The organism is Amycolatopsis sp. DSM 110486 (genome assembly GCF_019468465.1).
Classification (GTDB): Bacteria; Actinomycetota; Actinomycetes; order Mycobacteriales; family Pseudonocardiaceae; genus Amycolatopsis.
This window is the reverse complement of the sequence record NZ_CP080519.1, coordinates 4,073,229-4,096,555: the sequence shown is the minus strand read 5'-3', so window position 1 is coordinate 4,096,555 and position 23,327 is coordinate 4,073,229. Positions and strand designations below refer to the sequence as shown.

Annotated in this window: 27 protein-coding genes; 23 read left to right on the top strand and 4 right to left on the bottom strand. The window is 69.2% G+C overall.

Annotation, left to right across the window (positions count from 1 at the left end; translation table 11 throughout):
• Window positions 1–273: 273 nt before the first annotated feature.
• The 15 genes from K1T34_RS19870 (at window position 274) to hypB (ending at window position 11,976) form a co-directional block, all read left to right on the top strand.
• Window positions 274–888, top strand: a complete 615-nt coding sequence (locus K1T34_RS19870) for an SIS domain-containing protein (protein WP_220245732.1) — start codon at window positions 274–276, stop codon at window positions 886–888.
• Window positions 885–1,124: a HypC/HybG/HupF family hydrogenase formation chaperone gene (locus K1T34_RS19865; RefSeq protein WP_370643750.1), complete on the top strand. Its 240-nt coding sequence runs from the start codon at window positions 885–887 to the stop codon at window positions 1,122–1,124. The genes K1T34_RS19870 and K1T34_RS19865 overlap by 4 nt, the downstream gene beginning before the upstream one ends.
• 19 nt (window positions 1,125–1,143) lie before the next feature.
• On the top strand, window positions 1,144–1,836 hold the full coding sequence (locus tag K1T34_RS19860; RefSeq protein WP_220245731.1) for an SIS domain-containing protein: 693 nt from the start codon (window positions 1,144–1,146) through the stop codon (window positions 1,834–1,836).
• On the top strand, window positions 1,833–2,882 hold the full coding sequence (locus K1T34_RS19855; protein WP_220245730.1) for a hydrogenase expression protein HypE: 1,050 nt from the start codon (window positions 1,833–1,835) through the stop codon (window positions 2,880–2,882). Before K1T34_RS19860 ends, K1T34_RS19855 begins: the two co-directional genes overlap by 4 nt.
• Before the next feature lie 13 nt (window positions 2,883–2,895).
• Window positions 2,896–4,692 carry a nickel-dependent hydrogenase large subunit gene (locus K1T34_RS19850; RefSeq protein WP_220245729.1) on the top strand — a complete coding sequence of 599 codons (1,797 nt, stop codon included), beginning with the start codon at window positions 2,896–2,898 and terminating at the stop codon, window positions 4,690–4,692.
• A 3-nt stretch (window positions 4,693–4,695) separates the two neighbouring features.
• The gene (locus K1T34_RS19845) at window positions 4,696–5,262 is read left to right on the top strand and encodes a NifU family protein (RefSeq protein ID WP_220245728.1); all 567 of its coding nucleotides are present in this window, start codon (window positions 4,696–4,698) and stop codon (window positions 5,260–5,262) included.
• A 62-nt stretch (window positions 5,263–5,324) separates the two neighbouring features.
• Window positions 5,325–5,876: a DUF5947 family protein gene (locus tag K1T34_RS19840; protein ID WP_255638599.1), complete on the top strand. Its 552-nt coding sequence runs from the start codon at window positions 5,325–5,327 to the stop codon at window positions 5,874–5,876.
• Entirely contained in the window at window positions 5,869–6,507 is a 639-nt protein-coding gene (locus tag K1T34_RS19835) for a DUF6084 family protein (protein ID WP_220245726.1), read from the top strand. Before K1T34_RS19840 ends, K1T34_RS19835 begins: the two co-directional genes overlap by 8 nt.
• Entirely contained in the window at window positions 6,504–7,826 is a 1,323-nt protein-coding gene (locus K1T34_RS19830) for a hypothetical protein (RefSeq protein WP_220245725.1), read from the top strand. The genes K1T34_RS19835 and K1T34_RS19830 overlap by 4 nt, the downstream gene beginning before the upstream one ends.
• A complete protein-coding gene (locus K1T34_RS19825; protein WP_220245724.1) occupies window positions 7,823–8,323 on the top strand; it encodes a hydrogenase maturation protease in 501 nt (166 codons plus the stop codon). Before K1T34_RS19830 ends, K1T34_RS19825 begins: the two co-directional genes overlap by 4 nt.
• 112 nt (window positions 8,324–8,435) lie before the next feature.
• Window positions 8,436–8,708 carry a HypC/HybG/HupF family hydrogenase formation chaperone gene (locus K1T34_RS19820; RefSeq protein ID WP_220245723.1) on the top strand — a complete coding sequence of 91 codons (273 nt, stop codon included), beginning with the start codon at window positions 8,436–8,438 and terminating at the stop codon, window positions 8,706–8,708.
• 8 nt (window positions 8,709–8,716) lie between these two features.
• A complete protein-coding gene (gene hypD / locus K1T34_RS19815) occupies window positions 8,717–9,844 on the top strand; it encodes a hydrogenase formation protein HypD (RefSeq protein ID WP_220245722.1) in 1,128 nt (375 codons plus the stop codon).
• The gene (gene hypE, locus K1T34_RS19810) at window positions 9,841–10,917 is read left to right on the top strand and encodes a hydrogenase expression/formation protein HypE (protein ID WP_220245721.1); all 1,077 of its coding nucleotides are present in this window, start codon (window positions 9,841–9,843) and stop codon (window positions 10,915–10,917) included. The genes hypD and hypE overlap by 4 nt, the downstream gene beginning before the upstream one ends.
• Window positions 10,917–11,246 (top strand): hydrogenase maturation nickel metallochaperone HypA, encoded by a 330-nt coding sequence (gene hypA / locus K1T34_RS19805; RefSeq protein ID WP_220245720.1) that lies wholly within the window; start codon window positions 10,917–10,919, stop codon window positions 11,244–11,246. Before hypE ends, hypA begins: the two co-directional genes overlap by 1 nt.
• A 1-nt stretch (window position 11,247) precedes the next feature.
• Window positions 11,248–11,976: a hydrogenase nickel incorporation protein HypB gene (hypB, locus tag K1T34_RS19800; RefSeq protein WP_220245719.1), complete on the top strand. Its 729-nt coding sequence runs from the start codon at window positions 11,248–11,250 to the stop codon at window positions 11,974–11,976.
• On the opposite strand, the gene hypF is transcribed toward hypB, so the two are convergent.
• Together hypF and K1T34_RS19790 are read right to left on the bottom strand one after the other, a co-directional pair.
• Entirely contained in the window at window positions 11,906–14,158 is a 2,253-nt protein-coding gene (gene hypF, locus K1T34_RS19795) for a carbamoyltransferase HypF (RefSeq protein ID WP_220245718.1), read from the bottom strand. The genes hypB and hypF overlap by 71 nt on opposite strands.
• Window positions 14,159–14,162: 4 nt before the next feature.
• A complete protein-coding gene (locus K1T34_RS19790) occupies window positions 14,163–15,092 on the bottom strand; it encodes a helix-turn-helix domain-containing protein (protein ID WP_220245717.1) in 930 nt (309 codons plus the stop codon).
• A 153-nt stretch (window positions 15,093–15,245) separates the two neighbouring features.
• Here K1T34_RS19790 and K1T34_RS19785 point away from each other — a divergent pair, with 153 nt between their 5' ends.
• The 4 genes from K1T34_RS19785 (at window position 15,246) to K1T34_RS19770 (ending at window position 18,071) form a co-directional block, all read left to right on the top strand.
• Window positions 15,246–16,256: a carbon-nitrogen hydrolase family protein gene (locus tag K1T34_RS19785; protein WP_255638597.1), complete on the top strand. Its 1,011-nt coding sequence runs from the start codon at window positions 15,246–15,248 to the stop codon at window positions 16,254–16,256.
• Window positions 16,257–16,407: 151 nt separating this feature from the next.
• The gene (gene tsaA, locus K1T34_RS19780; protein WP_220245716.1) at window positions 16,408–16,815 is read left to right on the top strand and encodes a tRNA (N6-threonylcarbamoyladenosine(37)-N6)-methyltransferase TrmO; all 408 of its coding nucleotides are present in this window, start codon (window positions 16,408–16,410) and stop codon (window positions 16,813–16,815) included.
• 75 nt (window positions 16,816–16,890) lie between these two features.
• Window positions 16,891–17,427, top strand: a complete 537-nt coding sequence (locus K1T34_RS19775; protein WP_220245715.1) for a sigma-70 family RNA polymerase sigma factor — start codon at window positions 16,891–16,893, stop codon at window positions 17,425–17,427.
• Window positions 17,424–18,071, top strand: coding sequence for a hypothetical protein (locus tag K1T34_RS19770; RefSeq protein WP_255638596.1), 648 nt, complete (start codon window positions 17,424–17,426; stop codon window positions 18,069–18,071). The genes K1T34_RS19775 and K1T34_RS19770 overlap by 4 nt, the downstream gene beginning before the upstream one ends.
• A 444-nt stretch (window positions 18,072–18,515) precedes the next feature.
• Here the strand turns inward: K1T34_RS19770 and K1T34_RS19765 are convergent, their stop codons facing one another.
• Both K1T34_RS19765 and K1T34_RS19760 read right to left on the bottom strand, forming a co-directional pair.
• The gene (locus K1T34_RS19765) at window positions 18,516–19,532 is read right to left on the bottom strand and encodes an alcohol dehydrogenase (RefSeq protein ID WP_220245714.1); all 1,017 of its coding nucleotides are present in this window, start codon (window positions 19,530–19,532) and stop codon (window positions 18,516–18,518) included.
• A gap of 123 nt (window positions 19,533–19,655) precedes the next feature.
• Window positions 19,656–20,633: a zinc-dependent alcohol dehydrogenase family protein gene (locus tag K1T34_RS19760; protein WP_220245713.1), complete on the bottom strand. Its 978-nt coding sequence runs from the start codon at window positions 20,631–20,633 to the stop codon at window positions 19,656–19,658.
• A gap of 128 nt (window positions 20,634–20,761) precedes the next feature.
• Between K1T34_RS19760 and K1T34_RS19755 the strand changes: the two genes are divergently transcribed.
• From K1T34_RS19755 to K1T34_RS19740, 4 genes are all read left to right on the top strand, one after another.
• The gene (locus K1T34_RS19755) at window positions 20,762–21,301 is read left to right on the top strand and encodes a CGNR zinc finger domain-containing protein (RefSeq protein ID WP_220245712.1); all 540 of its coding nucleotides are present in this window, start codon (window positions 20,762–20,764) and stop codon (window positions 21,299–21,301) included.
• Between the two features lie 12 nt (window positions 21,302–21,313).
• Window positions 21,314–21,568 (top strand): hypothetical protein, encoded by a 255-nt coding sequence (locus K1T34_RS19750; RefSeq protein WP_220245711.1) that lies wholly within the window; start codon window positions 21,314–21,316, stop codon window positions 21,566–21,568.
• Window positions 21,569–21,741: 173 nt separating this feature from the next.
• Window positions 21,742–22,584 carry an MBL fold metallo-hydrolase gene (locus K1T34_RS19745; RefSeq protein WP_220245710.1) on the top strand — a complete coding sequence of 281 codons (843 nt, stop codon included), beginning with the start codon at window positions 21,742–21,744 and terminating at the stop codon, window positions 22,582–22,584.
• Window positions 22,585–23,295 carry a flavin reductase family protein gene (locus tag K1T34_RS19740; protein ID WP_220245709.1) on the top strand — a complete coding sequence of 237 codons (711 nt, stop codon included), beginning with the start codon at window positions 22,585–22,587 and terminating at the stop codon, window positions 23,293–23,295.
• Window positions 23,296–23,327: the final 32 nt, after the last annotated feature.

Here is a 23,327-nt window from a genome sequence, read left to right as displayed (position 1 = left end):
AGGCCACAAGACTTTGCCGGAACCCTGGCCCTCCCAGGGGGCCGTCCCCGTCCCATTTTATCGGCCCCCACCGACAATTCCGGGAAAGCGACGCCCAAGGGGCGCAGTTGTCCACAGCCCCAAGCGGCTGTGGACAAATCAAAGAACCAAGATCAACGTCAGCCGCCACTCGGGTGAATTACTGCCCATTACCGCGATCTATTGTGTGATCCAACTCACAGCTCTAATGTGGGACGGGACTGCTCCCACCACCGAGCGTAGGGAAGTGCCGCCATGGTCGGCTCTCCGAGTACTTCTCCCGGTGCGGTGGCGGCGCTTTTCGAGCGCCGCGTCGTGCCGGGTGGAGAGCTGGGCGGGCAAGCCGAGGCGGTGGCCAAGGCGTGTCACGGGATGGCGCAGCGGTTCCACCGCGGCGGGAAGCTCGTGGTGTTCGGCAACGGGGGCGCGGGCACCGATGCGCAGCACGTGGCCGTGGAGTTCGTGCACCCCGTGATCGTCGGAAAGCGGGCGTTGCCGGCAATTTCGCTGACGGCCGATGTCGCGACCCTCACCAGCGTCGCGAACCGCCGAGGGCTCAACGAGATTTTCGCCTACCAGATCAAGTTCCTCGCCGAGCCGCAGGACATCGCGCTCGGCATCTCGTCCGACGGCGACTGTGCCAACGTCCGGCGCGGCCTCGAAGCCGCCCGTGAGCTGGGGATGCTCACCATCGCGCTCACGGGCGGGACCGGCCCGGGCACCATCACGGCCGACCACGTGCTGCGAGCGCGCTCCGACGACCCCCGCGTGGTCAAGGAAATCCACGTCACGACCTACCACGTCCTGTGGGAACTCGTGCACGTGTTCTTCGAACAGCCCGGTGTCCTCGCACCGGAGGTGGCGACGTGAACGCCCGTGACGCCGACAGAGCACCGGCCCCCGCCTGTCACGACGGGGTGTGCATCACCTGTTCCGATATCGCAGTCGAAGTGACCGTCGTCGAACTCCTGGACCTCGGGTTCGCAGTCGTGGATACCGGCCAAGGCAGGGAAGAAGTGAGCGTCGCACTGGTGCAAGCCGGTGTCGGCGATCGCATCCTCGTCCACGCCGGCGAAGCCATCGCACGTCTGGAGATTCCCGAATAGCCGAGGGAGTTGAGCGGCCATGGCAAGGGATTCCGTGGGCGCAAGTGGACTCGAGGAGCTGTACCCGTTCCTGTACTCGGGTACGAGCGACCTCGACGCCGTCCTGACCCAGGTCCGACAGTCCACTGTGGAGAAAGCCCGCGAGATCGTCGCGCTGCGCCGTCAGGTTCTCGAGACCGACGGCGAGCGCCTCGCCGCGTGCGCGCGGGACCTCGCGCAGGCGTTCGCCGGCGGTGGCCGGTTGCTGGCCTTCGGCAACGGCGGCAGCTCCACCGACGCGCAGGACCTCGCGAGCCTGTTCCTCAGCCCCGACAGCCCCGACGGCGATGCGAGGCCACTGCCCGCGTTCGGCCTCACCAACGACATCGCGGTGGTCACCGCCCTGTCCAACGACATCGGGTTCGACGTCGTGTTCTCCCGGCAGGTCGCCGCGTTCGGCCGCCGCGGTGACATCGCCGTGGGGCTGTCAACCAGCGGGAACTCGGCGAACCTGCTGTCCGCGTTCGACGAGGCCGCGCGCCGCGGCCTCGTCACCGTCGGCATCGCCGGGTACGACGGCGGCAAGATGGCCGAGCTGCACTCGATCGACCACCTCTTCGTGGTGCCGTCGCCTTCCGTGCACCGCATCCAAGAAGCCCAGACGACCCTTTACCACGCACTGTGGGAACTCACCCTCGGTGCGCTCGACGACCTCGAGGGTGAACAGCCGTGACCCATGCCCAAGAAGAAGAGAAGCCCATCCACATCCTGTGGATCAACGCCGGACTGTCCTGCGACGGCGACTCGGTCGCGCTGACCGCCGCCACGCAGCCGAGCATCGAGGAGATCGTGCTCGGCGCGCTGCCCGGCCTGCCGAAGATCCAGGTGCACTGGCCGCTGATCGACTTCGAGTGCGGTCCGGACAAGGGCGCCGACACGTTCATCGAGTGGTTCTACAAGGCCGACCGCGGCGAGCTGGAACCGTTCGTGCTGGTCGTGGAAGGATCGATTCCCAACGAGGCCATCAAGGCTGAGGGCTACTGGTGCGGCTTCGGCAACAACCCCGCGACCGGCCAGCCGATGACCACGAGCGAGTGGCTCGACCGCCTGACGCCCAAGGCCCTCGCTGTGGTCGCGGCCGGCACGTGCGCCGCGTACGGCGGCATCCACGCCATGGAGGGCAACCCCACCGGCGCGATGGGCGTGCCCGACTACCTGGGCTGGGACTGGAAATCGAAAGCCGGCCTGCCGATCGTGTGCATCCCCGGCTGCCCGACGCACCCGGACAACTTCTCCGAGACACTCACCTACCTGCTCTACCAGGCGGCCGGCCACGCGCCGATGATCCCGCTCGACGACCACCTCCGTCCACAGTGGCTCTTCGGCGCGACAGTCCACGAGGGGTGCGATCGCGCCGGCTACTACGAGCAGGGCCAGTTCGCCGAGGAGTACGACTCGCCGAAGTGCCTGGTGAAGCTCGGCTGCTGGGGCCCGGTCGTGAAGTGCAACGTGCCCAAGCGCGGCTGGATCAACGGTGTGGGTGGCTGCCCGAACGTCGGCGGCATCTGCATCGGCTGCACCATGCCCGGCTTCCCGGACAAGTTCATGCCGTTCATGGACGAACCGCCCGGCGCTCACATCTCCTCGCTCGCGAGCGGCGCGTACGGCTCGGTGATCCGGCGCCTGCGCAAGATCACCGAACGCAAGGCCGATGCCGAACCCAAGTGGCGGCACAAGGGCAAGCAGCTCGAGACCGGCTACCGCTCCTCGTGGCGCTGAAAGGACTGGGGACATGACGCGAACGGAAAGCGACAAGGGCATCAGCACCAAGGGCAAAACCGACCTCGTCGAGATGGCCTGGGACCCGATCACGCGCATCGTCGGCAGCCTCGGGATCTACACGAAGATCGACTGGGCGGCCAAGAAGGTCGTCGAGTGCCACAGCACGTCTTCGGTCTTCCGCGGCTACAGCATCTTCATGAAAGGCAAGGACCCGCGCGACGCGCACTTCATCACCAGCCGCATCTGCGGGATCTGCGGCGACAACCACGCCACGTGCTCGGTCTACAACCAGAACATGGCCTACGGCGTACGCCCGCCGCACCTCGGCGAGTGGATCATCAACCTCGGCGAGGCCGCCGAGTACATGTTCGACCACAACATCTTTCAAGAGAACCTGGTCGGGGTCGACTACTGCGAGAAGATGGTGGCTGAGACCAACCCCGGCGTGCTGGAGCTGGCCAACCGCACCGAGGCGCCGCACGCGCGTGACCACGGGTACAAGACCATCGGCGACATCATGCGCTCGCTCAACCCGCTGGAGGGCGAGTTCTACCGCGAGGCCCTGCAGGTCAGCCGTTCCACGCGCGAGATGTTCTGCCTCATGGAAGGCCGCCACGTCCATCCGTCCACTTTGTACCCGGGCGGCGTCGGGACGATCGCGACGGTGCAGCTGTTCACTGACTACCTCACCCGGCTGATGCGCTACGTCGAGTTCATGAAGCGCTGCCTGCCGATGCACGACGACCTGTTCGACTTCTTCTACGAAGCCATCCCCGGTTACGAAGAGGTCGGCCGCCGGCGCATCCTGCTCGGCTGCTGGGGCAGTCTCAACGATCCGCAGTACTGCGACTTCACCTACGAGAACATGGAGTCGTGGGGCCGCAAGATGTTCGTCACGCCCGGCGTGGTCGTCGACGGCAAGCTGGTCACCACGAGCCTGCTCGACATCAACCTCGGCATCCGGATCCTGCTCGGCTCGTCCTTCTACGAAGACTGGGAGGGCATGGACAAGTTCGTGACGCACGACCCGCTGGGCAACCCCGTGGACGCGCGCCACCCGTGGAACCAGCACACGATCCCGCGCCCGCAGAAGCGCGACTTCGACGACAAGTACTCGTGGACGATGTCGCCGCGCTGGTTCGACGGCACCGACCACCTCGCGCTCGACACCGGCGGCGGCCCGATCGCCCGGCTGTGGGTCACGGCGCTGGCCGGCCTCGTGGACACCGACTACGTGAAGTCCACCGGCCACAGCGTGGTGATCAACCTCCCGCGCACGGCCACGAAACCCGAGGTCAGCTTCGAGTGGAAGATCCCGAAGTGGAGCAACGCGCTCGAACGCAACCGGGCGCGCACGTACTTCCAGGCGTATGCGGCCGGCCTCGCGCTGCACTTCGCGGAACGCGCGCTGGGCGAGGTCCGCAGCGGCAACACGAAGACGTGGGAGCCGTTCAAGGTGCCCGAGGAAGGCGTGTCGTGCGGGTTCACCGAGGCGGTGCGCGGGATCCTTTCGCACCACATGGTGATCAAGGGCGGCAAGATCGCGAACTACCACCCGTACCCGCCGACGCCGTGGAACGGCAGCGTGCGCGACTCCTTCGGCACACCGGGCCCATACGAGGACGCGGTGCAGAACACGCCGATCTTCGAGGAGAACACGCAGGAGAACTTCAAGGGCATCGACATCATGCGCGCCGTGCGCAGCTTCGACCCCTGCCTGCCCTGCGGCGTGCACATGTACACCGGCAAGGGCAAGACGCTCGACCGGATCCACACCCCCCACGCATTCGGCGGAGAGGTGTTCTGAACCATGACGGAGCGCGACATCGGCCAGGTCGGCGAACGCATCGAGCAGCTCCTCGGTGAGCTCGCGGCGGAGGCGGGCAGCACCGTGGCGGACAGGGCCGAGGACCTCGTCCACACGCTGCTCGAGTTCTACGGCGCCGGCCTGACGACGATCGTGTCCGTCCTGCGAGAGGACGTCGCCGGCGAGGTGCTGCTGGAGCGCCTCGCCGGCGACGACCACGTACGTGGGCTGCTGGTCCTCCACGACCTGCACCCGAAGTCCACTTTGGACCGCGTCAGCGAGGCGCTCGACGAGGTGCGGCCCTACCTGGGTTCGCACTCCGGAGACGTCGACATCGTCGGCATCGACGCCGAAGGCGTGCTGCGGCTGCAGCTGCAGGGCACGTGCGACGGCTGCCCGTCCTCGACCGTCACGGCGAAGATGGCGATCGAACGCGTGGTGCGCGAGGCTGCGCCGGAGCTCACCGACGTCGTCGTGGCCGGGGTGGTGCCCGAAGAGACCGGCCCGGGCGGACGTCCGCTGCTGCCGCTCGAAGCGATCGAGTGCCCGGTCCCCGTGGAGCAGGCATGACGGGCGGTCTGCGCAAGTTCCTGACACCGGCCGAACGACCGGCGCGCGGTGAAAGGTGTGAGTTGTGCACGGAGCCGATCGGCATCGGCCACGGGCACGTGATCGACCTCGAATCCCGCACCATCATGTGCACGTGCCGGGGCTGCTACCTCCTGTTCACCCACACCGGTGCCGGCGGCCTGCGCCACCGCGCGGTGCCGACCCGCTACCGGCACGCCGCGCGGTTCCCGGCCGGCGCGACGCTGTGGGAGACAGCCGGGATCCCCGTGCGGATGGCGTTCCTGTTCTACAACTCGGTGCAGGACCGCGCGGTCGCGTTCTACCCGAGCCCGGCCGGCGCGACGGAGTCGCTGCTGCCGTTGGACACGTGGACGGAGCTGCTGCGGGAGGAGCCCGAGTTCGCCACCGTGGCCCCCGACGTGGAAGCGGTGCTGATCAACAAGCACGACGTCGGGTTCGAGGCCTTCCTCGTGCCCATCGACGTGTGTTACGAGCTCGTCGGCCTGGTCCGCCTGCACTGGCGCGGATTCGACGGCGGCGACGAAGCGCACGAAGCCATCGACAGCTTCTTCGCCGACCTTCGCGCCCGCGGAGAGGTCGCCGCGGATGGCTGAGCTCACCTTCGACTGCCTGGACGTGCGCCCCGTGAAGTACGCGGCGTCGCCGACGCTCGCGTTCAGCATGAAGATCACCGAGCTCACCGCCCAGCCGATCCACGCGCTGGTGCTGCGAGTCCAGCTGCGGATCGAACCGCAGCGGCGCCGCTACAGCAGCGGGGAGTCGGAGCTGCTCACGAACCTGTTCGGCGACCCGGCGCGCTGGGGCGAGACGCTGCGGCCGTTCCAGTTCGCGACCGTGGCGGTGATGGTGCCGAGCTTCACGCGCACCACGGAGTTCCAGCTCGAGGTGCCCTGCACGTACGACCTGGAAGTGGCCGCCGGCAAGTACTTCCACGCGCTCGCCGACGGTGTGGTCCCGCTCGTGCTGCTGTTCAGCGGCACGGTGTTCGCGAAGGGTGGCCCGGGGTTCTGGGTCGAGCCGGTGCCGTGGCACACCGAAGCCGAGTGCCGGATGCCGATCGCCGCGTGGGACGAGCTGATGAACCAGTACTTCCCCAACGTCGCGTGGCTGAAGCTGCACCGCGAGACCGTCGATGCGCTGCTGCGGTACAAGTCGCGCCACGCCATCCCGACCTGGGACGCGGCGATGGAGCACCTGCTGGCGAACGTGGGTGATGGCCCGTGACCAGCGTGTTCGACCAGGCTCGCGCCGTCGGCGACGCCGTGCTGTACGAGGGGTACCTGCTCTACCCGTACCGCGCGTCGGCGCGGAAGAACCGCGTGCGCTGGCAGTGGGGTGTGCTGATGCCGCCAACGTATGCGTCGGAGGAGCGCGGCGAGTACGCGACTTCACGCACGGAGTGCCTGCTGGAGCCCCGCAAGCACACCTCGGTGCACCTGACGCTGCGGTTCCTGCAGGCCCAGGAGCGCCTGGTGCACGACGGCCACGGGTTCGTCGACTCCGTGACCGTGGCCGGCAAGGACTACACGACGTGGGACGAGGCCGTGGAGCACGAGCTGAACTTCGTGGTCCCCGTGGCCGAGCTGCTCGCGCAGCCCGTGGAGCTGCCGTTCTCCGTGCCGCCGGCCGAGACGCGCGAGTGCGTGGGCAACCACTGCACGCTCGTGCGCCGCTCCGGCGCGCTGACCGGCGCGCTCACGGCTCGCCTCGACGCGCTCGACGGCCCCTTCGGCGGCACGCGGCTGCGACTGGACCTGCGCAACACGAGTGCGTGGCCGTCGGACGGCGTCCGCGAATCGGCGCTGCGCAGGGCGTTGCTCGCCGCGCACGTGATCCTGGCGGTGGACTCGGGCCACTTCCTCTCGATGCTCGACCCGCCCGAATGGGCGAAGCCGGCCGTCGAGGCGTGTGTGAACGAGCGCGTGTGGCCGGTGCTGATCGGCGGGTCGTCGCGAAGCGGGGTGATGCTGGCGTCCCCCATCATCCTCTACGACGACCCGTCGATCGCGCCCGAAAGCCCAGGTGAGCTCTTCGACGGCACGGAGATCGACGAGATCCTGACGCTGCGCACGATGGCGCTCACCGACGAGGAGAAGCGCCAGGCCCGCGCGACGGATCCCCGGGCGGCCGCGCTGCTGGACCGCGTGGACGACCTGCCGCAGGAGCTGCTCGACCGGCTGCACGGGACGGTGCGATACCTGCGTTCGGTGACCGGGGAGGAAACCGATCTGCCGGTGAACCCCGACGTGCCCTGGTGGGACCCCGGGGCCGACGCGTCCGTCTCCCCGGAGACCGACGGCGTCGTGGTCGCCGGCGTCCGCGTGGCCGCGGGCTCGCGCGTGCGGCTGCACCCGAACCTGCGTGGCGCCGACGCCCAGGACATGTTCCTCACCGGCCGCGTCGCCACTGTGCGCGCGGTGCTGTCCGATGTGGACGGAACCACGCACGTGGCCGTGACGCTCGACGACGACCCGGGCGCCGACCTGCAGAACGCCCACGGCCGCTTCCGCTACTTCTCCCCTGACGAGCTGGAGCCGACATGAGACCACAGGTGCTGGTGGCGGGGATCGGCAACATCTTCCTCGGCGACGACGGCTTCGGCGTCGAAGTGCTCAAGCAGCTCGAACACGAAGTGCTGCCGGAGTGGGTGCAGATCGCCGACTACGGCGTCTCCGGCCTGCATCTGGCCTACGACCTGCTCGGTGGCTACGACACCACGATACTGCTCGACGCGACGCCGCACGGGGTCGAGCCGGGCACGTTGTCGCTGATCGAGGCCGACGTCGACGCGATGGCGGCGGCGCCCGTGATCGACGCCCACGGCATGCAGCCCGAGGCGGTGTTCCGCCTGCTGCGGCTGCTCGGCGGCGACGCGGGGCGGGTGCTGATCGTGGGCTGCGAGCCGAAGTCGGTCGAGTCCGGGATCGGACTCAGCGCCGAGGTCGCGGCGGCCGTGCCCGCGGCCGTGCGCGCGGTGAAGGAACTGGCGTGGGGCACCACCCCGCGTCTCCCGGAAGACACCCTCAAGACGGAGGTCTGACCATGCTCAAGCGGTTGCTGCTGCTGATCGTGCTCGTCGGCGTGGTGGCGTGGATCGCCATGCAGGTGAAGCCGGACGTGCAGCGTTACGTCGACATGAGCCGGAAATAGCCGTGTGCCTCGGCATTCCGGGCGAGATCATCGAGATCAGCGAGGAACGTCCGGACCTCGCGAAAGTCTCGGTGTGCGGGGTGAAGCGGGCCATCAACATCGGCCTGCTCGCCGACGACCCACCCGAGCCCGGTGAGTGGATCCTCATCCACGTCGGGTTCGCACTGTCCAAAATAGATGAGGAGGAGGCCGCCGCGGCGCTGGAGTTCCTGGAGAGCATCGGGAAGGCGTACGAGGACGAGATGGCCGCCCTGCTCGAGTCCAGAATCGATTAGGAGCGCTCATGCGGTTCGTCGACGAGTTCCGCGACGCGGACAAGGCGCGGGCGCTGTCCGCCAAGATCACCGCGCTGTGCGAGCCCGGCAGGCACTACAAGTTCATGGAGGTGTGCGGGGGCCACACGCACACGATCTACAAGCACGGCCTCGAGGACTACCTGCCCGAGAGCGTCGAGCTCGTGCACGGCCCGGGCTGCCCGGTGTGCGTGATCCCGATGGGCCGCATCGACGACGCGATCAGCATCGCGCGCCGGCCCGGGGTGCTGATGACCTCGTTCGGCGACATGATGCGCGTGCCGGGCTCGGGCGGGAACTTCTTCGACTCCAACGCCGAGGGCACCAACATCAGGATGGTGTACTCGCCGCTCGACTCGCTGAAGATCGCCCGGCAGAACCCCGACCTGCAGGTGGTCTTCATGGCCATCGGGTTCGAGACGACCACGCCGTCGACCGCGATGACGCTGCTGCGTGCGGCCGACGAGGGCCTCCCGAACTTCTCGGTGTTCGCCAACCACGTGACGATCGTGCCGGCCATCAAAGCCATCCTCGACTCGCCCGACCTGCGGCTCGACGGGTTCCTCGGCCCGGGCCACGTCTCGACGGTGATCGGCTGCCGGCCGTACGAGTTCATCTCGCGCGACTACGGCAAGCCCGTGGTGGTGGCCGGGTTCGAGCCGCTGGACATCCTGCAGTCGATCTATATGTTGATGGTGCAGCTGTCCGAAGACCGCGCCGAGGTGGAGAACCAGTACTCACGCGTGGTGCCGTGGGACGGCAACCTCGTGGCGCTCAAGGTGATCAACGAGGTGATGGAGCTGCGGCCGTACTTCGAGTGGCGCGGCCTCGGGTTCATCTCGCACTCGGCGATGCGCGTGCGCGAGAAGTACGCGGCGTTCGACGCCGAGCGCCTCTTCGACGTGCCGGGCGTACGAGTGGCGGATCCCAAGGCGTGCCAGTGCGGTGAGGTGCTCAAGGGCGTGCTGAAGCCGTGGGAGTGCAAGGTGTTCGGCACGGCGTGCACACCGGAGACGCCGATCGGCACCTGCATGGTCTCGCCCGAAGGCGCGTGCGCGGCGTACTACAACTTCGGCCGGTTCAGCCGCAAGCGCGTGCGGGAGGCGAGCCACGCATGACCACCACGGAACGCGAGCAGCAGGTGCTCGATCGCATCGAACGCGCCCGGCGGCGGCGCGCGAAGGTGCGCGAGGAGCGCATCACGCTGTCCCACGGCTCGGGCGGCAAGGCGACGCACACGCTGATCGAGGCGGTGTTCCTCGACGCGTTCCGCAACCCGCTGCTGGAGCCGCTGGAGGACGCGGCCGCGCTCGCCATCGGCGGGGCGCAGCTGGCGCTGACCACGGACTCGTTCGTGGTGTCGCCGCTGTTCTTCCCCGGCGGCGACATCGGCGACCTGGCCGTGAACGGCACGGTCAACGACCTCGCTGTGTCCGGCTCGCGGCCGCTCTACCTCACGGCCGGGTTCATCCTCGAGGAAGGCTTCCCCGTCGAGGACCTGCTGAAGATCGTCGACTCGATGAAGGCGGCGGCGCTCGCGGCCGACGTGCAGATCGTCACCGGGGACACGAAGGTCGTGCAGCGCGGCAAGGGCGACGGCGTGTACATCAACACCGCCGGCATCGGCGTCTCGATCCGTTCGGGGCTGGGGGTTTCCTCGGTTCGACCGGGCGACGCGGTGCTGGTGTCGGGGCCGATCGGGGACCACGGCGTCACGATCATGCTGGCCCGTGGCGAGCTGGACATCGACGCCGACATCGAGTCCGACACCGCGCCCGTGCACGGGCTGGTGGCGGGGCTGCTCGCGGCGGTGCCCGGCGTGCGCGCGATGCGCGACGCGACCCGCGGCGGCGTGGCGACGATCCTCAACGAGGTCGCCAAGGCCGCCGAGGTCGCGGTGATCGTCGACGAGAACGCGGTGCCCGTGCGCGACGAGGTGCGCGGTGCGTCGGAGCTGCTGGGCATCGACCCGCTGTACGTGGCGTGCGAGGGCCGGATCGTGACGTTCGTCGACGGCGCCCAGGTCGACGCCGCGCTGGCCGCGCTGCGTTCGCACCCGCTCGGCGCGGAGGCGGCGGTGATCGGCCGCGTGGCCGACGATCCGCCGGGCCTGGTGCTGCTGAACACCGCGTTCGGCGGCACACGGATCGTGGACATGCTGGTGGGCGACCCGCTGCCGAGGATCTGCTAGTGCACGAGATGTCGATCACGCAGAGCGTCGTGGACGCGATCGTCTCGCGGCTGGGGTCTCAGGCCGTGCGCAGTGTGCGGCTGGAGATCGGGCGGCTGTCCGGCGTGGTGCCGGACAGCGTGCGGTTCTGCTTCGACGTGGTGTGCGAGGGGACGTCGTTGCAGGGCGCGGAGTTGGAGATCGACGAGCCACCCGGGCGGGCCGCGTGCCGGGACTGCGGGGCGGAGTTCGGGATCGACGACCCGATCCTGCTGTGCGCGTGCGGCAGCGCGAACGTCGAGGTGCTGGCGGGACGGCAGCTTCGCATCAAGTCCGTGGAGGTGGTTTGAGGTGTGTGCGACGTGTGGTTGTTCGGATGACGCGGCGGTCCATTCCCACGCCGATGATCATTCGCACGCGGAGGGTTCTCACACGGTGCTGCTGGAGCAGGACGTGCTGGCCAAGAACGACCACCTGGCCGGGCACAACCGCTCACGGCTTGCCGAGCTGGGGGTCTTCGCGGTCAACCTGATGAGTTCCCCTGGTGCGGGCAAGACGACGTTGCTGGAACAGACCGTGCACGCTTTGGGTGCGTCAGTGCCGCTCGCGGTGGTCGAAGGTGACCAGGAGACACTGCTGGACGCCGACCGGATCAAGGCTTCGGGCGCGCCGGTCGTGCAGATCAACACCGGCGCCGGCTGTCACCTCGACGCGACGATGCTCTCGCGCGCGCTCGACACGTTGGCGCCGGCGCGGGGTTCGGTGCTGTTCGTGGAGAACGTCGGGAACCTCGTGTGCCCCGCGTTGTTCGACCTCGGCGAGGCGGCGCGCGTGGTGATCATGTCCGTGACCGAGGGGCCGGGGAAACCGCTGAAGTACCCGCACATGTTCGCATCGACGGATCTGGTGCTGCTCAACAAGATCGACCTGCTGCCGTATGTGTCGTTCTCGGTGCCGGAGTTCCTGCACGACCTGCGGCACGTCAACCCGGACGCGCGCGTGGTGGAGATCAGCGCGACCCGGGGTGACGGCCTGGACGAGTGGTACGGCTGGCTGCGACAGCGACCTGGCCGAGGCTGATGCCGCCGTCGTTGGTCGGCACACGGGAGTGGGTGAGGACCCGGAAACCCTTGTCTTCCAATGATTCCACGGTTCTTTCCAGGAGAAGAAGATTCTGGAAGACGCCGCCGGACAGGGCGACGGTCGTGAGTGCTGTCGTGTCCCTGAGCCGCGTGCAGGTTTCGGTGATGGCTTCGGCGACGCCGTTGTGGAAACGGGCGGCGACGACCGGGCGTGGGGTGCCGTGGTCGAGGTCCTCGACGACGGCTCGGAGCAAGTCCACACCGGACACTCCCGCCGGGGTCTGCTCGCAGCGGTAAGCGGTGCGTTCTGCCGGATCGGCGAGTTGCTCCAGCTCGACGGCGGCCTGGCCCTCGTAGTTGATCTCGTCGCGGACGCCGAGCACGGCGGCGACGGCGTCGAACAGCCGGCCGGCGCTGGACGTCAGAGGGGAAGCCAGGCCGGTGCGGGCGAGGTGGAGGACGTCTTCCCACTGGTCTTCGTGGCGGGCTCGCAGGGCTGTCACCTGGATGTTTGCGGCGTCGAGGTAGGCGGCGGCCATGCGCCAGGGCTGGCGGATGGCCGTGGTGCCGCCGGGCAGCCGGATGGGCGCGAGGTGCGCCAGACGGTCGAACCCGGCGAGGTCGGCTTTGAGGAACTCGCCGCCCCAGAGCGTGCCGTCGGTGCCGTAGCCGGTGCCGTCGAACGCGACGCCGAGGACGGGGCCGGCTTCGCCGTTGTCGGCGAGGCAGGAGGCGATGTGGGCGTGGTGGTGCTGCACGCCGACGAGCTCGACGTCGTCCAGGTCCAGGGCGTATTTCGTCGACAGGTACTCGGGGTGCAGGTCGTGGGCGACGACTGTCGGCGTGAGGTCGAACAGCTCGCGGAAGTGCGCGATGCCGGTCTCGTAGGCCTTGAACGTCTCGTAGTTGTCAAGGTCACCGATGTGGTGGGAGAGGAACGCGTGGGTGTCCTTGGCCAGGCAGAACGTGTTCTTCAGTTCGGCGCCGCACCCCAGGATGTGCTCGGGGAGCCTTGAGCGCAGCGTCACGGGCTCCGGCACGTAACCACGCGAACGGCGCTGCAGCTGCACCCGGTCGCGCCACACCCGCACCACGGAGTCGTCGGTTCGGGTGTGGATGGCCCGGCCGTGCGTGAGGAAGGCGTCGGCGATCCCGGACAGCCGCGCGAAGGCGTCTTCGTCGCGGTAGACGATGGGTTCGTCGGACACGTTCGCGCTGGTCAGCACGATCGGCCGGCCGAGATCACCGAGCAGCAGGTGGTGCAGCGGCGTGTACGGCAGCATGACCCCGACGCGTCGGTTGCCGGGCGCCACCGAGCGCGCGAGCGGTCCGTTCGCGACGCGTGGGAGCAGCACGATCGGCCGCCGGTGCCCGGTCAGCACTGCCGCGGCGACCTCGTCGACCTCCGCGATCTCCCGCGCGGCCGCGAGATCGGGGACCATCACGGCGAACGGCTTGTCCTCGCGGTGTTTCCTGCCGCGCAGCGCGGCGACGGCCGTTTCGTTCGCCGCGTCAACGGCGAGGTGATAACCGCCGAGTCCCTTCACCGCGACCACCGCGCCCGCTGCCAATGCGTCCACAGTGGACCTGATCGGCTCCCCGCCACCCGAGAACTCCAGCCGTGGCCCGCAAACCGGGCAGCACACGGGCTGCGCGTGGAACCGCCGATCACCCGGATCTTCGTACTCCTGCTTGCATTCCGCGCACAACGCGAACCCGGCCATCGTCGTCAGCGGCCGGTCGTACGGCACCCCGCGCACGATCGTGAACCGCGGCCCGCAGTTGGTGCAGTTGACGAACGGGTACCGGTACCTTCGGTCCCCCGGATTCCGCAGCTCGGCCAGGCACTCCGCGCAGGTCGCACTGTCCGCGGACACCAACGTCGCCGCTTCGCCTCCGGCCGGGCTGGCGACGATCTCGAAGCCGATTGATCCCGTGGCCGGCACCGACGTCACCCGCACGTCGTCGACCACAGCCAACGGCGGCGCCTCGTCCCGCAACGCCGTCACGAAGGCGTTCAGTGCCTCGGAAGCGCCTTCAACCTCGGCAAACACCCCGCGGCTGTCGTTGCCGACGAAGCCGGTGAGCCCGAACCGCCGCGCGAGCCCGTGGACGAAGGGCCGGAACCCTACGCCCTGCACCACTCCGTCGACCCGCACCGCGAAGCGCCCGAGCGCCATCGGCTCAGTCTGCGCCGCCCCGGCCGGGAGCGGAAGCGATCCGCCACTCCCGTGGTGAAACCCCGTAGGCCGCCTTGAACGAACGGCTGAAGTGCGCAGCGTCCGAGAAGCCCCAGCGGTGGGCGATGGCGGCGACCGTCGCGCTGGTGCGGCCCAGGTCGCGGCGCGATTCCGCCAGCCGCTGCTGCTGGATCCAGCGCACGACGGACACGCCGTCGGCGGAGAAGAGCTTGTGCAGGTAGCGCACGGAAATCCGGTGCGCGGCCGCGATCGTCGCCGGCGACAGGTCGGGCTCGCCGAGGTGGTCGGCGATGAAGGTGCGGATCCGCAGCAGGAGCGTCGGCTCGGGCGTTTCGGCGCCGTCGAGGACCAGCGATTCGAGCAGGTTCAACGCCGACGCGGCCAGCCGTTCGCCCGCCGCGCCTTCGGCCGCGGTGAGCCGCGCCAGGAACGGCGAGGCGAGCGCGGGCACGCCGGCGTCGGGGCGCAGCGTGGTGGCCGTGACGCGGTGCAGATCCGCGTCGCCGACGCCGAGGAACCGGCGCGGCACCATGAAGACCTTCATCTCGAACTCGCCGGGGAACCACAGCTCGTACGGACGCGCGGCGTCGTAGAACACCAGGTCGCCGGGGCGGATCACGGCGCGGCGGCCGTCCTGCGTGACCACGCCGGGGCCGAGCCGCTGCAAACCGAGGAGCACGAACTCGTCGCCCGCCTCGGCCACGAGCCGCGGAGTCCGGCGGACGCGCTGCGCGGCGGCGTGCACGGTGGAGAGCTGGACGCGGCCGAGGCGGTCATTGGCGACGGAGCCGGAGAACGCTTCGGCGTCGGGAGTGGCGACGTTGAGCGGCACGAACGAACGGCACACGACCTCGTGCCAGAAGGCCACGCGTTCGGCCTCCGGCTGCGTGTCGGTTGTCAGCACCATGCTCATCGCACCACCACCTGAGCAGCAAGTATGCGCTGATCCGGGCGCGACACACCAGCCGTGCGCTCTCCGTCAACCCCCGGTGCGCTGTGAGGCAAGCCACTGGGTTCGGGTGCTCCTACCTTCGGCCGAACAGGCAGGCGAAGGGAAGGACAGCGCGTGATCACCTACTCGGGCTCTTTCAAGGCAGCGGCCGTGCAGGCGGAGCCGGTGTGGCTGGACGCCGACGCGACCATCGACAAGTCGATCGCACTCATGGCCGAGGCCTCGCGCAACGGCGCCGGTTTGATCACCTTCCCGGAGACGTTCGTCCCGGGGTACCCGTGGTGGCTGTGGCTCGACTCGCCGGCGTGGGGCATGCAGTTCGTGGGCCGCTACCACGAAAACTCGATCAGCCTCGACAGCCCGCGCTTCAAGCGGCTGCTCGACGGCGCGAAGCAGCACGGCATCAACGTGGTGATGGGCTTTTCCGAGCAGTCGGGCGGCAGCCTGTACATGGCGCAGGCGACGATCTCCGCCGACGGCGAGCTGGTCGGCGCCCGCCGCAAGCTGAAGCCGACGTTCGTGGAGCGCACGGTGTACGGCGAGGGCGACGGCTCCGACCTGGTGGTGCACGACGTCGCCGGCATCGGCCGCGTCGGCGCGCTGTGCTGCTGGGAGCACCTGCAGCCGCTCACGAAGTACGCGATGTACGGCATGGACGAGCAGGTGCACGTGGCTTCGTGGCCGAGCTTCTCCGTCTACAAGGGAGCGGCGTACGCGCTCGGGGCGGAGGTGAACACGTCGGCTTCGCGCATGTACGCGGTGGAGGGGCAGTGTTTCGTGATCGCTCCGTGCGCGCTCGTGGGTGACGCCGGGATGGAGCTGTTCTGCGACACCCCGATGAAGGAACAGCTGCTCCAGCGCGGCGGCGGGTTCGCGCGCATCTTCGGCCCGGACGGCAGCCCGCTCGCCGAGCCGCTGGCGGAGGACGAGGAAGGAATCCTGTACGCGGACATCGATCTTTCGGCGATCCCGATCGCGAAGGCGGCGGCGGACCCGGTCGGGCACTACTCGCGGCCCGATGTGACGCGGCTGCTGCTGAACCGCACCCGGCGTCGTCCGGTGGAGGAAACCCGGCCGGCGCCTGAGCAGATCGAGGAAATCCCCGCCGAGCCGGCGGCTGTCTAACCCGTTTCGCCCCCCCGGCGGTGGCGCGCTCATCCCCTGTCACCGCTGGGTCCCCAAGGTTGTCCACAGCCGTTCGGGCGTTGTGGACAACCTTGGTCCATTTCGGCTTCGTGGCCGGTTGTTGTCGGATGGCGGCGGTAGCTTCCGAGGCATGACCCACTTCGAGCTCCAGCCCATCGCCCATGTCGAATCCTCGTTGACGGACCTCGACGGGGCGCCGAAACAACCTGATGAAGGCGCGCCCCCGGCGTGGCTGGTGTTTTCTCCGTCTGTCGGCGAAGGCTTGCGCGATTTGCGAGCCGGTCAGCAGGTGCTCGTGTTCACCTGGCTGCACCTGGCCGACCGCTCGGTGCTGTCCGTGCGCCCGCGCAGCGATCCGACGCGCGCGATGGCCGGGGTGTTCAGCACACGCTCGCCCGCGCGGCCGAATCCGATCGGGCTGCACCGCGCGGAGATCGTCGAGGTCGACGGGTTGCGCGTGCTCGTTTCGCACCTCGAAGCGATCGACGGCACCCCCGTGGTCGACGTGAAGCCGGTGCGCTCTCCGGACGACGGGTAGAAAATCTTCGAGATCGGTGAACCACCCCCAGGCCGGCGTCCGTTTTCAGAGCAACGGACGAGAGGGTGGTGACGGATGACCGGGATGCGAGCCCGCCGGCAGGTGGCCGACGAGGCACTCGTGCGGACGTTGTTCGCCGAACACGGCAAGGCGATGCTCGCCTACGCCACGCGGCTGCTTGGCGACCGCGCGGCGGCGGAGGACGTTGTGCAGGAGGCGCTGGTCCGTGCGTGGCGCAACCCGGACAGCCTGGTCAACGGCAAGGGTTCCGTACGGGCGTGGCTGCTCACGGTCGTACGCAACCTCGTCGTCGACAAGGTCCGGGCGCGCGCGGCCCGGCCAACGGAGGTCGCCGAATCGCCGACGACCGTGCCGGTCGCTCGTGACCACTCCTCGGCGGTGGTCGACTCGATCGTGGTGCGGGAGGCGCTCGACGGCCTGTCGCCCGAACACCGCGAGGTGCTGGAGCAGGTGTACCTGCGTGGCCACACGGTGCCGGAAGCCGCAGCGCAGCTGGGCATTCCGGCAGGCACCGTGAAGTCGCGCTCGCACCGCGCCCTGCGCCTGCTGCGCGAATCGTTCGGCGGTCGGCAACCGGTGGGTGCCGCGTGAACGACGACCCCCTCGACCACACCCACGCGATGACCTGCGAGCACTGCCGGAAGGAGGTGGAATCAGTGCGCGAGATGCAGGAGTTCCTCGAGGCGATCCCGCCCGAACTGCTCCTCGACGGCCCACCCGACGACGCGGACCTACTGCTGCAACGCACGTTGCGGCAGGTGCGCTCCGAAGCGTCGGGTGCGCGCCGGCGCGGCAGAACGCTGGCCGCCACGGCTGCCGTGGCCGTGGCGGCCGCCGCGCTCGGCCTCGGCGCGCTGCTCGGCCACACCGGCACCGCACCGCCCCTGCTCCCGGCCGCCGCCCCCGACCCGGACCTGGCCGTCGCACCCAGGCCCGACCCTGTGCTGCTCACCGGTTCCGCCGGCCCCACCCACCTCTCCGCCGCCGTCACCCCGGCCAGCGGCTGGGTCCGCGTGGAAGCCCACGTCCAAGGCCTCCCGGACGGCACCCAGTGCCGCCTGGTCGTCCTCGGCAAGGACGGCACCCGCCAGCTCACGGGCGGCTGGCAGTTCTCGACCTCGGCCACGGGTGACGGGGCTGAGCTGTACGGCTCCGCCAGCATGCCCGCGTCGGAAGTCGCCGCGGTGACCCTGGAAGACATGTCCGGCCACGAGTTCGTCCGAACGGGGGTGTGAGTCGGCGATTCGTCGCAGTCCGCCGGAGAAACCGCGCTCGCGGGCCGGTGATGGCCGAGGGTCGAGCGCGCCTGCCGAGCGGCGAAGCCTCTGGCGCACCGCCACCGCAGGCGGGGCACCTCGCCCACGGCCCTCCCCGGCAACGTCACGGCCACCACCGATGCGCCTCGCGCAACGGCTCGGAACGCCGCTGGCCGGGAAACCCCAGGCGTCCCCATGGTTCTCCGGCCGGCGGGCTGTGCAACGCGGTCTGGCGCTCCCCGACACCACACCCACGCAGGTCACTCCCCCGACCGAAAATCCCGGGCGTCCGCGGAATGCCCCGGCCGGCCGCTGAGGCAGCACGGTCGGGCACTCGCCGACGCCATGCCCGTGCGGTCACTCCGTCGGCCCGTACCACTGGTCGGGAACCTCAGGCGTCCCCGGGGTTTCCCGACCAGGCGGTCAAGCAGCGTGGTCGAGCACGACCCGGAACCGGGCGTGGCCCGTCATCATGTGGTCGTACGCCTTCGGCGCCTCGGCCCACGGGCGGACCTCCGTGTAGGGACGGATGCCCTGCGCGAGGCTGAAGGCGAGGTTGTCCTCGTTGTCGATCGCGCTGCCGGTGAGGCTGCCGGCAATCGTGCGGGTGCCGAAGATCAGGTCCATGGTCTGCACGGACATCGGGTCGGGTGCGGCGCCGACCACCATGAGACGGCCCTGCGGCGCGAGGCCCGTGACCAGCGGAGACATCGACGCGCCGCTGACCGCCGTCGCGACGATCGTTTCCGCGCCGCCCAGCTTCTGCAGGGCCGTGCCGGGGTCTTCGGCTGTGCTGTCGAGGTAGACGTCGGCACCCAGTTCGGTCGCGAGCTCGGCCTTGTCCGTGCCGCGCGCGATGGCGGCGACGCGGAAGCCGAGGTGCTTGGCCTGCTGCACCGCGAGGTGCCCCAGCCCACCGATCCCTTGCACCGCAACCAAAGCACCCGGGCGCCCATCCGCCAAGCGCAGCGCGGTGAGCGTGGTCAGTCCGGCGCACAGCAGTGGCGCGGCGGTGATCGCGTCCATCCCTTCGGGCACGCGCACCAGGCCGCTGGCGCGCACGTACGCGTATTCGGCGTAGCCACCGTCCACTGTGGTCCCGGTGTAGGGCTGGTCGGTGCAGTTGATGAAGTCGCCGCGGCGGCACCGCTCGCATTCGCCGCAGTGGCCGCCGAGGAACCCGACGCCGACGCGGTCATCGACGTGCCACGCGTGGACCCCGGCCCCGACCGCGTCGATCACGCCGACGACCTCGTGGCCCGGCACGATCGGCGCCGAGGGGTCTTCGCGCATCCCCTCGACGGCCGCGACGTCGGAGTGGCAGATGCCGCACGCTTCGACGCGGATCCGGACCTGGCCCGGCAGTGGCTCGACGAGAGTGCGCTCGACCAGCTCGAACTGGCGCGTCCCGGTGACTTGGAACGCCTGGTAGGTAGGCATTTCTTCTCCGTGAAGGGTGGGTGCGGGCGCCGCCGCTGGAGGTCGGCCGCGCCCGCACCGGGTTAAATATGACCGGTCGTCTTCCTGAATGTCAAGGAAGTCCCGACATCCGAAGCACCACTCTCAGAACGTGAACAGCACCTTGCCCGCACGACCGGGCTTGCGAGCGTGGTCGAACGCGGCCTGGTAGTCCTCGAGCTGGTACGTCGCCTCGACCTTCGCGCTCAGCACGCCCTTCGCGACGAGGTCGGCCAGCTCGCCGTAAACGCGCTGAATTTCCTCACGCGGCGCGGTGCGGATCCAGTTGATGAGCCAGAACCCGCGCAGGTTCAGCTCGCGGTAGATCAGGTCGCCGAGCGGCAGCTGGGCCGCCGCGCCCGTCGCGGACGAGTACGCGACCACCGTGCCGCCGAACTCGAGCGCCGTGGCCAGCGCGCCGGCGGTGGCGTCGGCCGCACCGTCGAGCACGAGCTTCAGCTGCGCGCCGTCCAACGCGCCGGCGATGCGCTCGCCGAGGTCCTCGCCATCGACCAGCACCAGGTCACCGCCGAGGTCGCGCACCTGCTGGGCGGCGTCCTCGCGCCGGACGATGCTGAGCGTCTTCACGCCGGCCCGCTTGGCCAGCGCGACCGCGGCCTGCCCGACGGCCGAGTTGCCGAGGTTCTGTCCGATCCAGTCGCCCGGCTTGAGGTCGACGTAGCGGCTGAGCAGCAGGTACGCCGTCGCCGGGTTGATGGCGAGCATCGCCAGCTGCCGCGCGTCGGCGTCGTCGGGGACCACAACCAGGTTGCGCGCCGGCACCACGGCCTGGTCGGCCCAGGTGCCCTGCTCGTACGTCGGCAGGATGACCACGCGCTTGCCGGCCAGCGCCGCGTCCACGTTCGGGCCGACGCTCGCGACGCGGCCGACACCCTCCGAACCGAGCACACTCGGGATCTGCGGCTGCACGCCGTACCAGCCGTTGGCGAGCAGGAAGTCGGCCGGGTTCACGGGCGCGGCCTCCAGGGTCACCAGCACGTCGCCGTCGCCGAGTGCCAGGTCCGCGTTGCGCTCGATGCGGATGTTGGCGTCGCCGACGCCGGTGAGGATGAGCTGACTCATGGGAGTTCCCCTTGAAGTGAAGGTGTTCCGTAATCGTCTTCGGAACTTTGACGATTACCGTTCTAGCACCCTTCCGGCGAAGCTGTAAAGATCTTTTCAAAAAAGACCATTTCACGTACGCTGACGCCATGACCACCACTGCCGCCTCGGAGGCGAGCGTCCCGTCGACCGCGGCCGCGGTCGTGGACCTGCTCAACTCCCGCACTTACGCCATCCACGCCGACAAACTCGACGACCCAGCCCTCGCCCACACCCTGCTGGCCCCCTTCGGCCAGGACGCCGGCGCCATCCCGCCCCAGCGCCTGGACCTCGTCCGCGGCCTGCGGGGCAACTTGATGACGCTCCTGACCACCGAAGACCCGGCCGAGGCCTGGACGACGTTCACCGAACGCACGTCGGGCGTCGCCTTCACCCAGGACTTCTCGACCCCCGGCGAGGTCGTCCCCCACCAGATCACCGGCGACGCGGTCGTCGGCGGCATCACGCTGCACGTCGCCGAGCTCGTGGCCACCGGCACTTGGTCACGCCTTCGGATCTGCGCCAACCACGAGTGCGCCAAGGTCTTCTACGACACCACCCGCAGCCGCACGCGCCGCTGGCACTCCTACGAGCTCTGCGGCAACCGCGCCAACGTCGCGACCCACCGCGCCCGCAAATCCGGCCACTGACCAGGAGAAACCATGTACTTCCTCGCGACGGGCCGAATCCTGCGCCCCGAAGAAACCGCCGCCCACATGCCCGAAGAGGTCCGCGAGTTCGACCGCCTGCGCGCCGAGGGCTTCATCCAGGAAGTCTTCTTCCTGCAACCCGGCCCGGGCGTGGTGAACGTCGTCGAAGCCGCCTCACGCGAAGACGCGGAAGCCAAGCTGGCGCAGCTGCCGTTCGTCTCCCTCGGCCTGATGGAGTTCGAGCTGGCAGAGGTCACGCGGCACTGACGGTCCCTTGTGGACCGTGACCTTCGCCAAGGACAGACGTGTAGCTCATTGGGTTATTTCTTCTCGTTGGCACGAGACCTGCGTCACTCCACCACGGCAACGTGCTCGCCCCGCCGCATACTGTGACAAGACAGAGCTAATTCCATTACAGTTATGTCGAAAGGGCGAACCCCATGACCACCCTGTCCTATGACCTCCTGGTCACCGCCGGCGCCAGACGCGAGCGCGGCCAAACCCTTCCGACGGGCGAGCCGATCATCTCCTCGCCGGTCTCCACGACGCTCATCACCGGGGCCGAAGACGCCGTGCTCGTGGACCCGCCGTTCCTCGACTTCCAGATCCGCGAGGTCGCCGGCTGGGTCGCCCGCAGCGGCAAACGCCTGCGCCACATCTTCGCCACCCACGGCCACGGTGACCACTGGTTCGGCACCGCCGAGCTGCTCGGCCAGTTCCCCGGCGCCCAGGTCTACGCGACGCCCGGCACCATCGACGTGATGCACAAGCAGGCCACCGACGGCCGCGCTCAGATGTGGGACCTCGACTTCCCCGGCCGCATCCCGCCGTCACCCGTACTGGCGCAACCGATCCCCGAAGACGGTTTCCTGTTGGAGGGCCACGTCGTGCGCGCGGTGGACGTCGGCCACACCGACACCGACGCCACCTCCGTGCTCCATGTGCCGGACCTCGGCCTCGTCGTCGCCGGCGACACCGTCTACAACGGAATCCACCAGTACATCCTCGAAGGCGGCGACGGCGGCCTGCAGGAATGGCTCCGCGCGCTCGACCGGATCGCCGAACTCAAGCCGCGCGCCGTCGTCGCCGGCCACAAGAACAAGGACCTGCCCGACGACCCGCTCACCATCGACCAGACGCGCGCCTACCTGCTCGACGTCATCCGCCTGCTCGACACCAAGCCGACCGCCCGCGAGTTCTACGACGAAATCCTGCGCCTGCACCCAGAGCGCCTCAACCCGGGCCCCGTCTGGTACGGCGCCGTCGCACTGCTGGGGGACTGAATGAACATCGAATCCGCAGGCCTGGACGCGAAGTCCGCGTACAAGCTCCTCATCGGCAGCATCATCCCGCGCCCCATCGCGTGGATCAGCACGGAGTCGACGTCCGGCGTCGGCAACCTCGCGCCCGTGTCGTTCTTCACCTGCGTCGGCCGCAAACCGCCCAAGGTTTCCCTGTCCATCCAACCGAAATCCGACGGCGCGACACTCAAGGACAGCTTCGTCAACATCCGCGACACGGGCGAGTTCGTCACCAACATGGCCACGCTGCCCCAAGCCTTCGCCCTGCACCGCAGCGCCACCGAGTTCGAACCCGACGTCGACGAGTTCGACGCGGTGGGCGTCGAAAAGGTCGCCTCGGCTCTCGTGAAACCCCCACGCATCAAGGACGCGCCCGTCGCCCTCGAGTGCAAAGTGGACCAGATCTTCTCCGCCCCCGACGGCCTCCACCACATCGTCTGGGGCGAAGTCGTCAACTTCTACGTCCGCGACGACCTCTACGTCAACGGCCGCATCGACTTCGGCGCCATCGCCCCCATCGGCCGCCTCGCCGCCGAATACACCGTGGTGGACAACGCCTTCGTGCCCCCTCTGGACCCCACCGTCCTCGCCGAACGCGCCTCCCGCCGCATGCGCCGCCTCGACGGCCAAGGCGAGGAATACTCCGCGGTGGACTCCCCGACGTGGTCGGCGTCGGGCTCCGTACAGGGGTGAGGTTTCAGCGCTGAACGCCGCCCGCGCCCACG

Excerpts from the sequence above, each read along its gene's own strand:
- K1T34_RS19870 (WP_220245732.1), top strand. The coding sequence starts at position 274 with ATGGTCGGCTCTCCGAGTACTTCTCCCGGTGCGGTGGCGGCGCTTTTC.
- K1T34_RS19860 (WP_220245731.1), top strand. The coding sequence starts at position 1,144 with ATGGCAAGGGATTCCGTGGGCGCAAGTGGACTCGAGGAGCTGTACCCG.
- K1T34_RS19850 (WP_220245729.1), top strand. The coding sequence starts at position 2,896 with ATGACGCGAACGGAAAGCGACAAGGGCATCAGCACCAAGGGCAAAACC.
- K1T34_RS19845 (WP_220245728.1), top strand. The coding sequence starts at position 4,696 with ATGACGGAGCGCGACATCGGCCAGGTCGGCGAACGCATCGAGCAGCTC.
- K1T34_RS19835 (WP_220245726.1), top strand. The coding sequence starts at position 5,869 with ATGGCTGAGCTCACCTTCGACTGCCTGGACGTGCGCCCCGTGAAGTAC.
- K1T34_RS19825 (WP_220245724.1), top strand. The coding sequence starts at position 7,823 with ATGAGACCACAGGTGCTGGTGGCGGGGATCGGCAACATCTTCCTCGGC.
- hypD (WP_220245722.1), top strand. The coding sequence starts at position 8,717 with ATGCGGTTCGTCGACGAGTTCCGCGACGCGGACAAGGCGCGGGCGCTG.
- hypE (WP_220245721.1), top strand. The coding sequence starts at position 9,841 with ATGACCACCACGGAACGCGAGCAGCAGGTGCTCGATCGCATCGAACGC.
- hypF (WP_220245718.1), bottom strand. The coding sequence starts at position 14,158 with ATGGCGCTCGGGCGCTTCGCGGTGCGGGTCGACGGAGTGGTGCAGGGC.
- K1T34_RS19790 (WP_220245717.1), bottom strand. The coding sequence starts at position 15,092 with ATGAGCATGGTGCTGACAACCGACACGCAGCCGGAGGCCGAACGCGTG.
- tsaA (WP_220245716.1), top strand. The coding sequence starts at position 16,408 with ATGACCCACTTCGAGCTCCAGCCCATCGCCCATGTCGAATCCTCGTTG.
- K1T34_RS19775 (WP_220245715.1), top strand. The coding sequence starts at position 16,891 with ATGACCGGGATGCGAGCCCGCCGGCAGGTGGCCGACGAGGCACTCGTG.
- K1T34_RS19765 (WP_220245714.1), bottom strand. The coding sequence starts at position 19,532 with ATGCCTACCTACCAGGCGTTCCAAGTCACCGGGACGCGCCAGTTCGAG.
- K1T34_RS19760 (WP_220245713.1), bottom strand. The coding sequence starts at position 20,633 with ATGAGTCAGCTCATCCTCACCGGCGTCGGCGACGCCAACATCCGCATC.
- K1T34_RS19755 (WP_220245712.1), top strand. The coding sequence starts at position 20,762 with ATGACCACCACTGCCGCCTCGGAGGCGAGCGTCCCGTCGACCGCGGCC.
- K1T34_RS19750 (WP_220245711.1), top strand. The coding sequence starts at position 21,314 with ATGTACTTCCTCGCGACGGGCCGAATCCTGCGCCCCGAAGAAACCGCC.
- K1T34_RS19745 (WP_220245710.1), top strand. The coding sequence starts at position 21,742 with ATGACCACCCTGTCCTATGACCTCCTGGTCACCGCCGGCGCCAGACGC.
- K1T34_RS19740 (WP_220245709.1), top strand. The coding sequence starts at position 22,585 with ATGAACATCGAATCCGCAGGCCTGGACGCGAAGTCCGCGTACAAGCTC.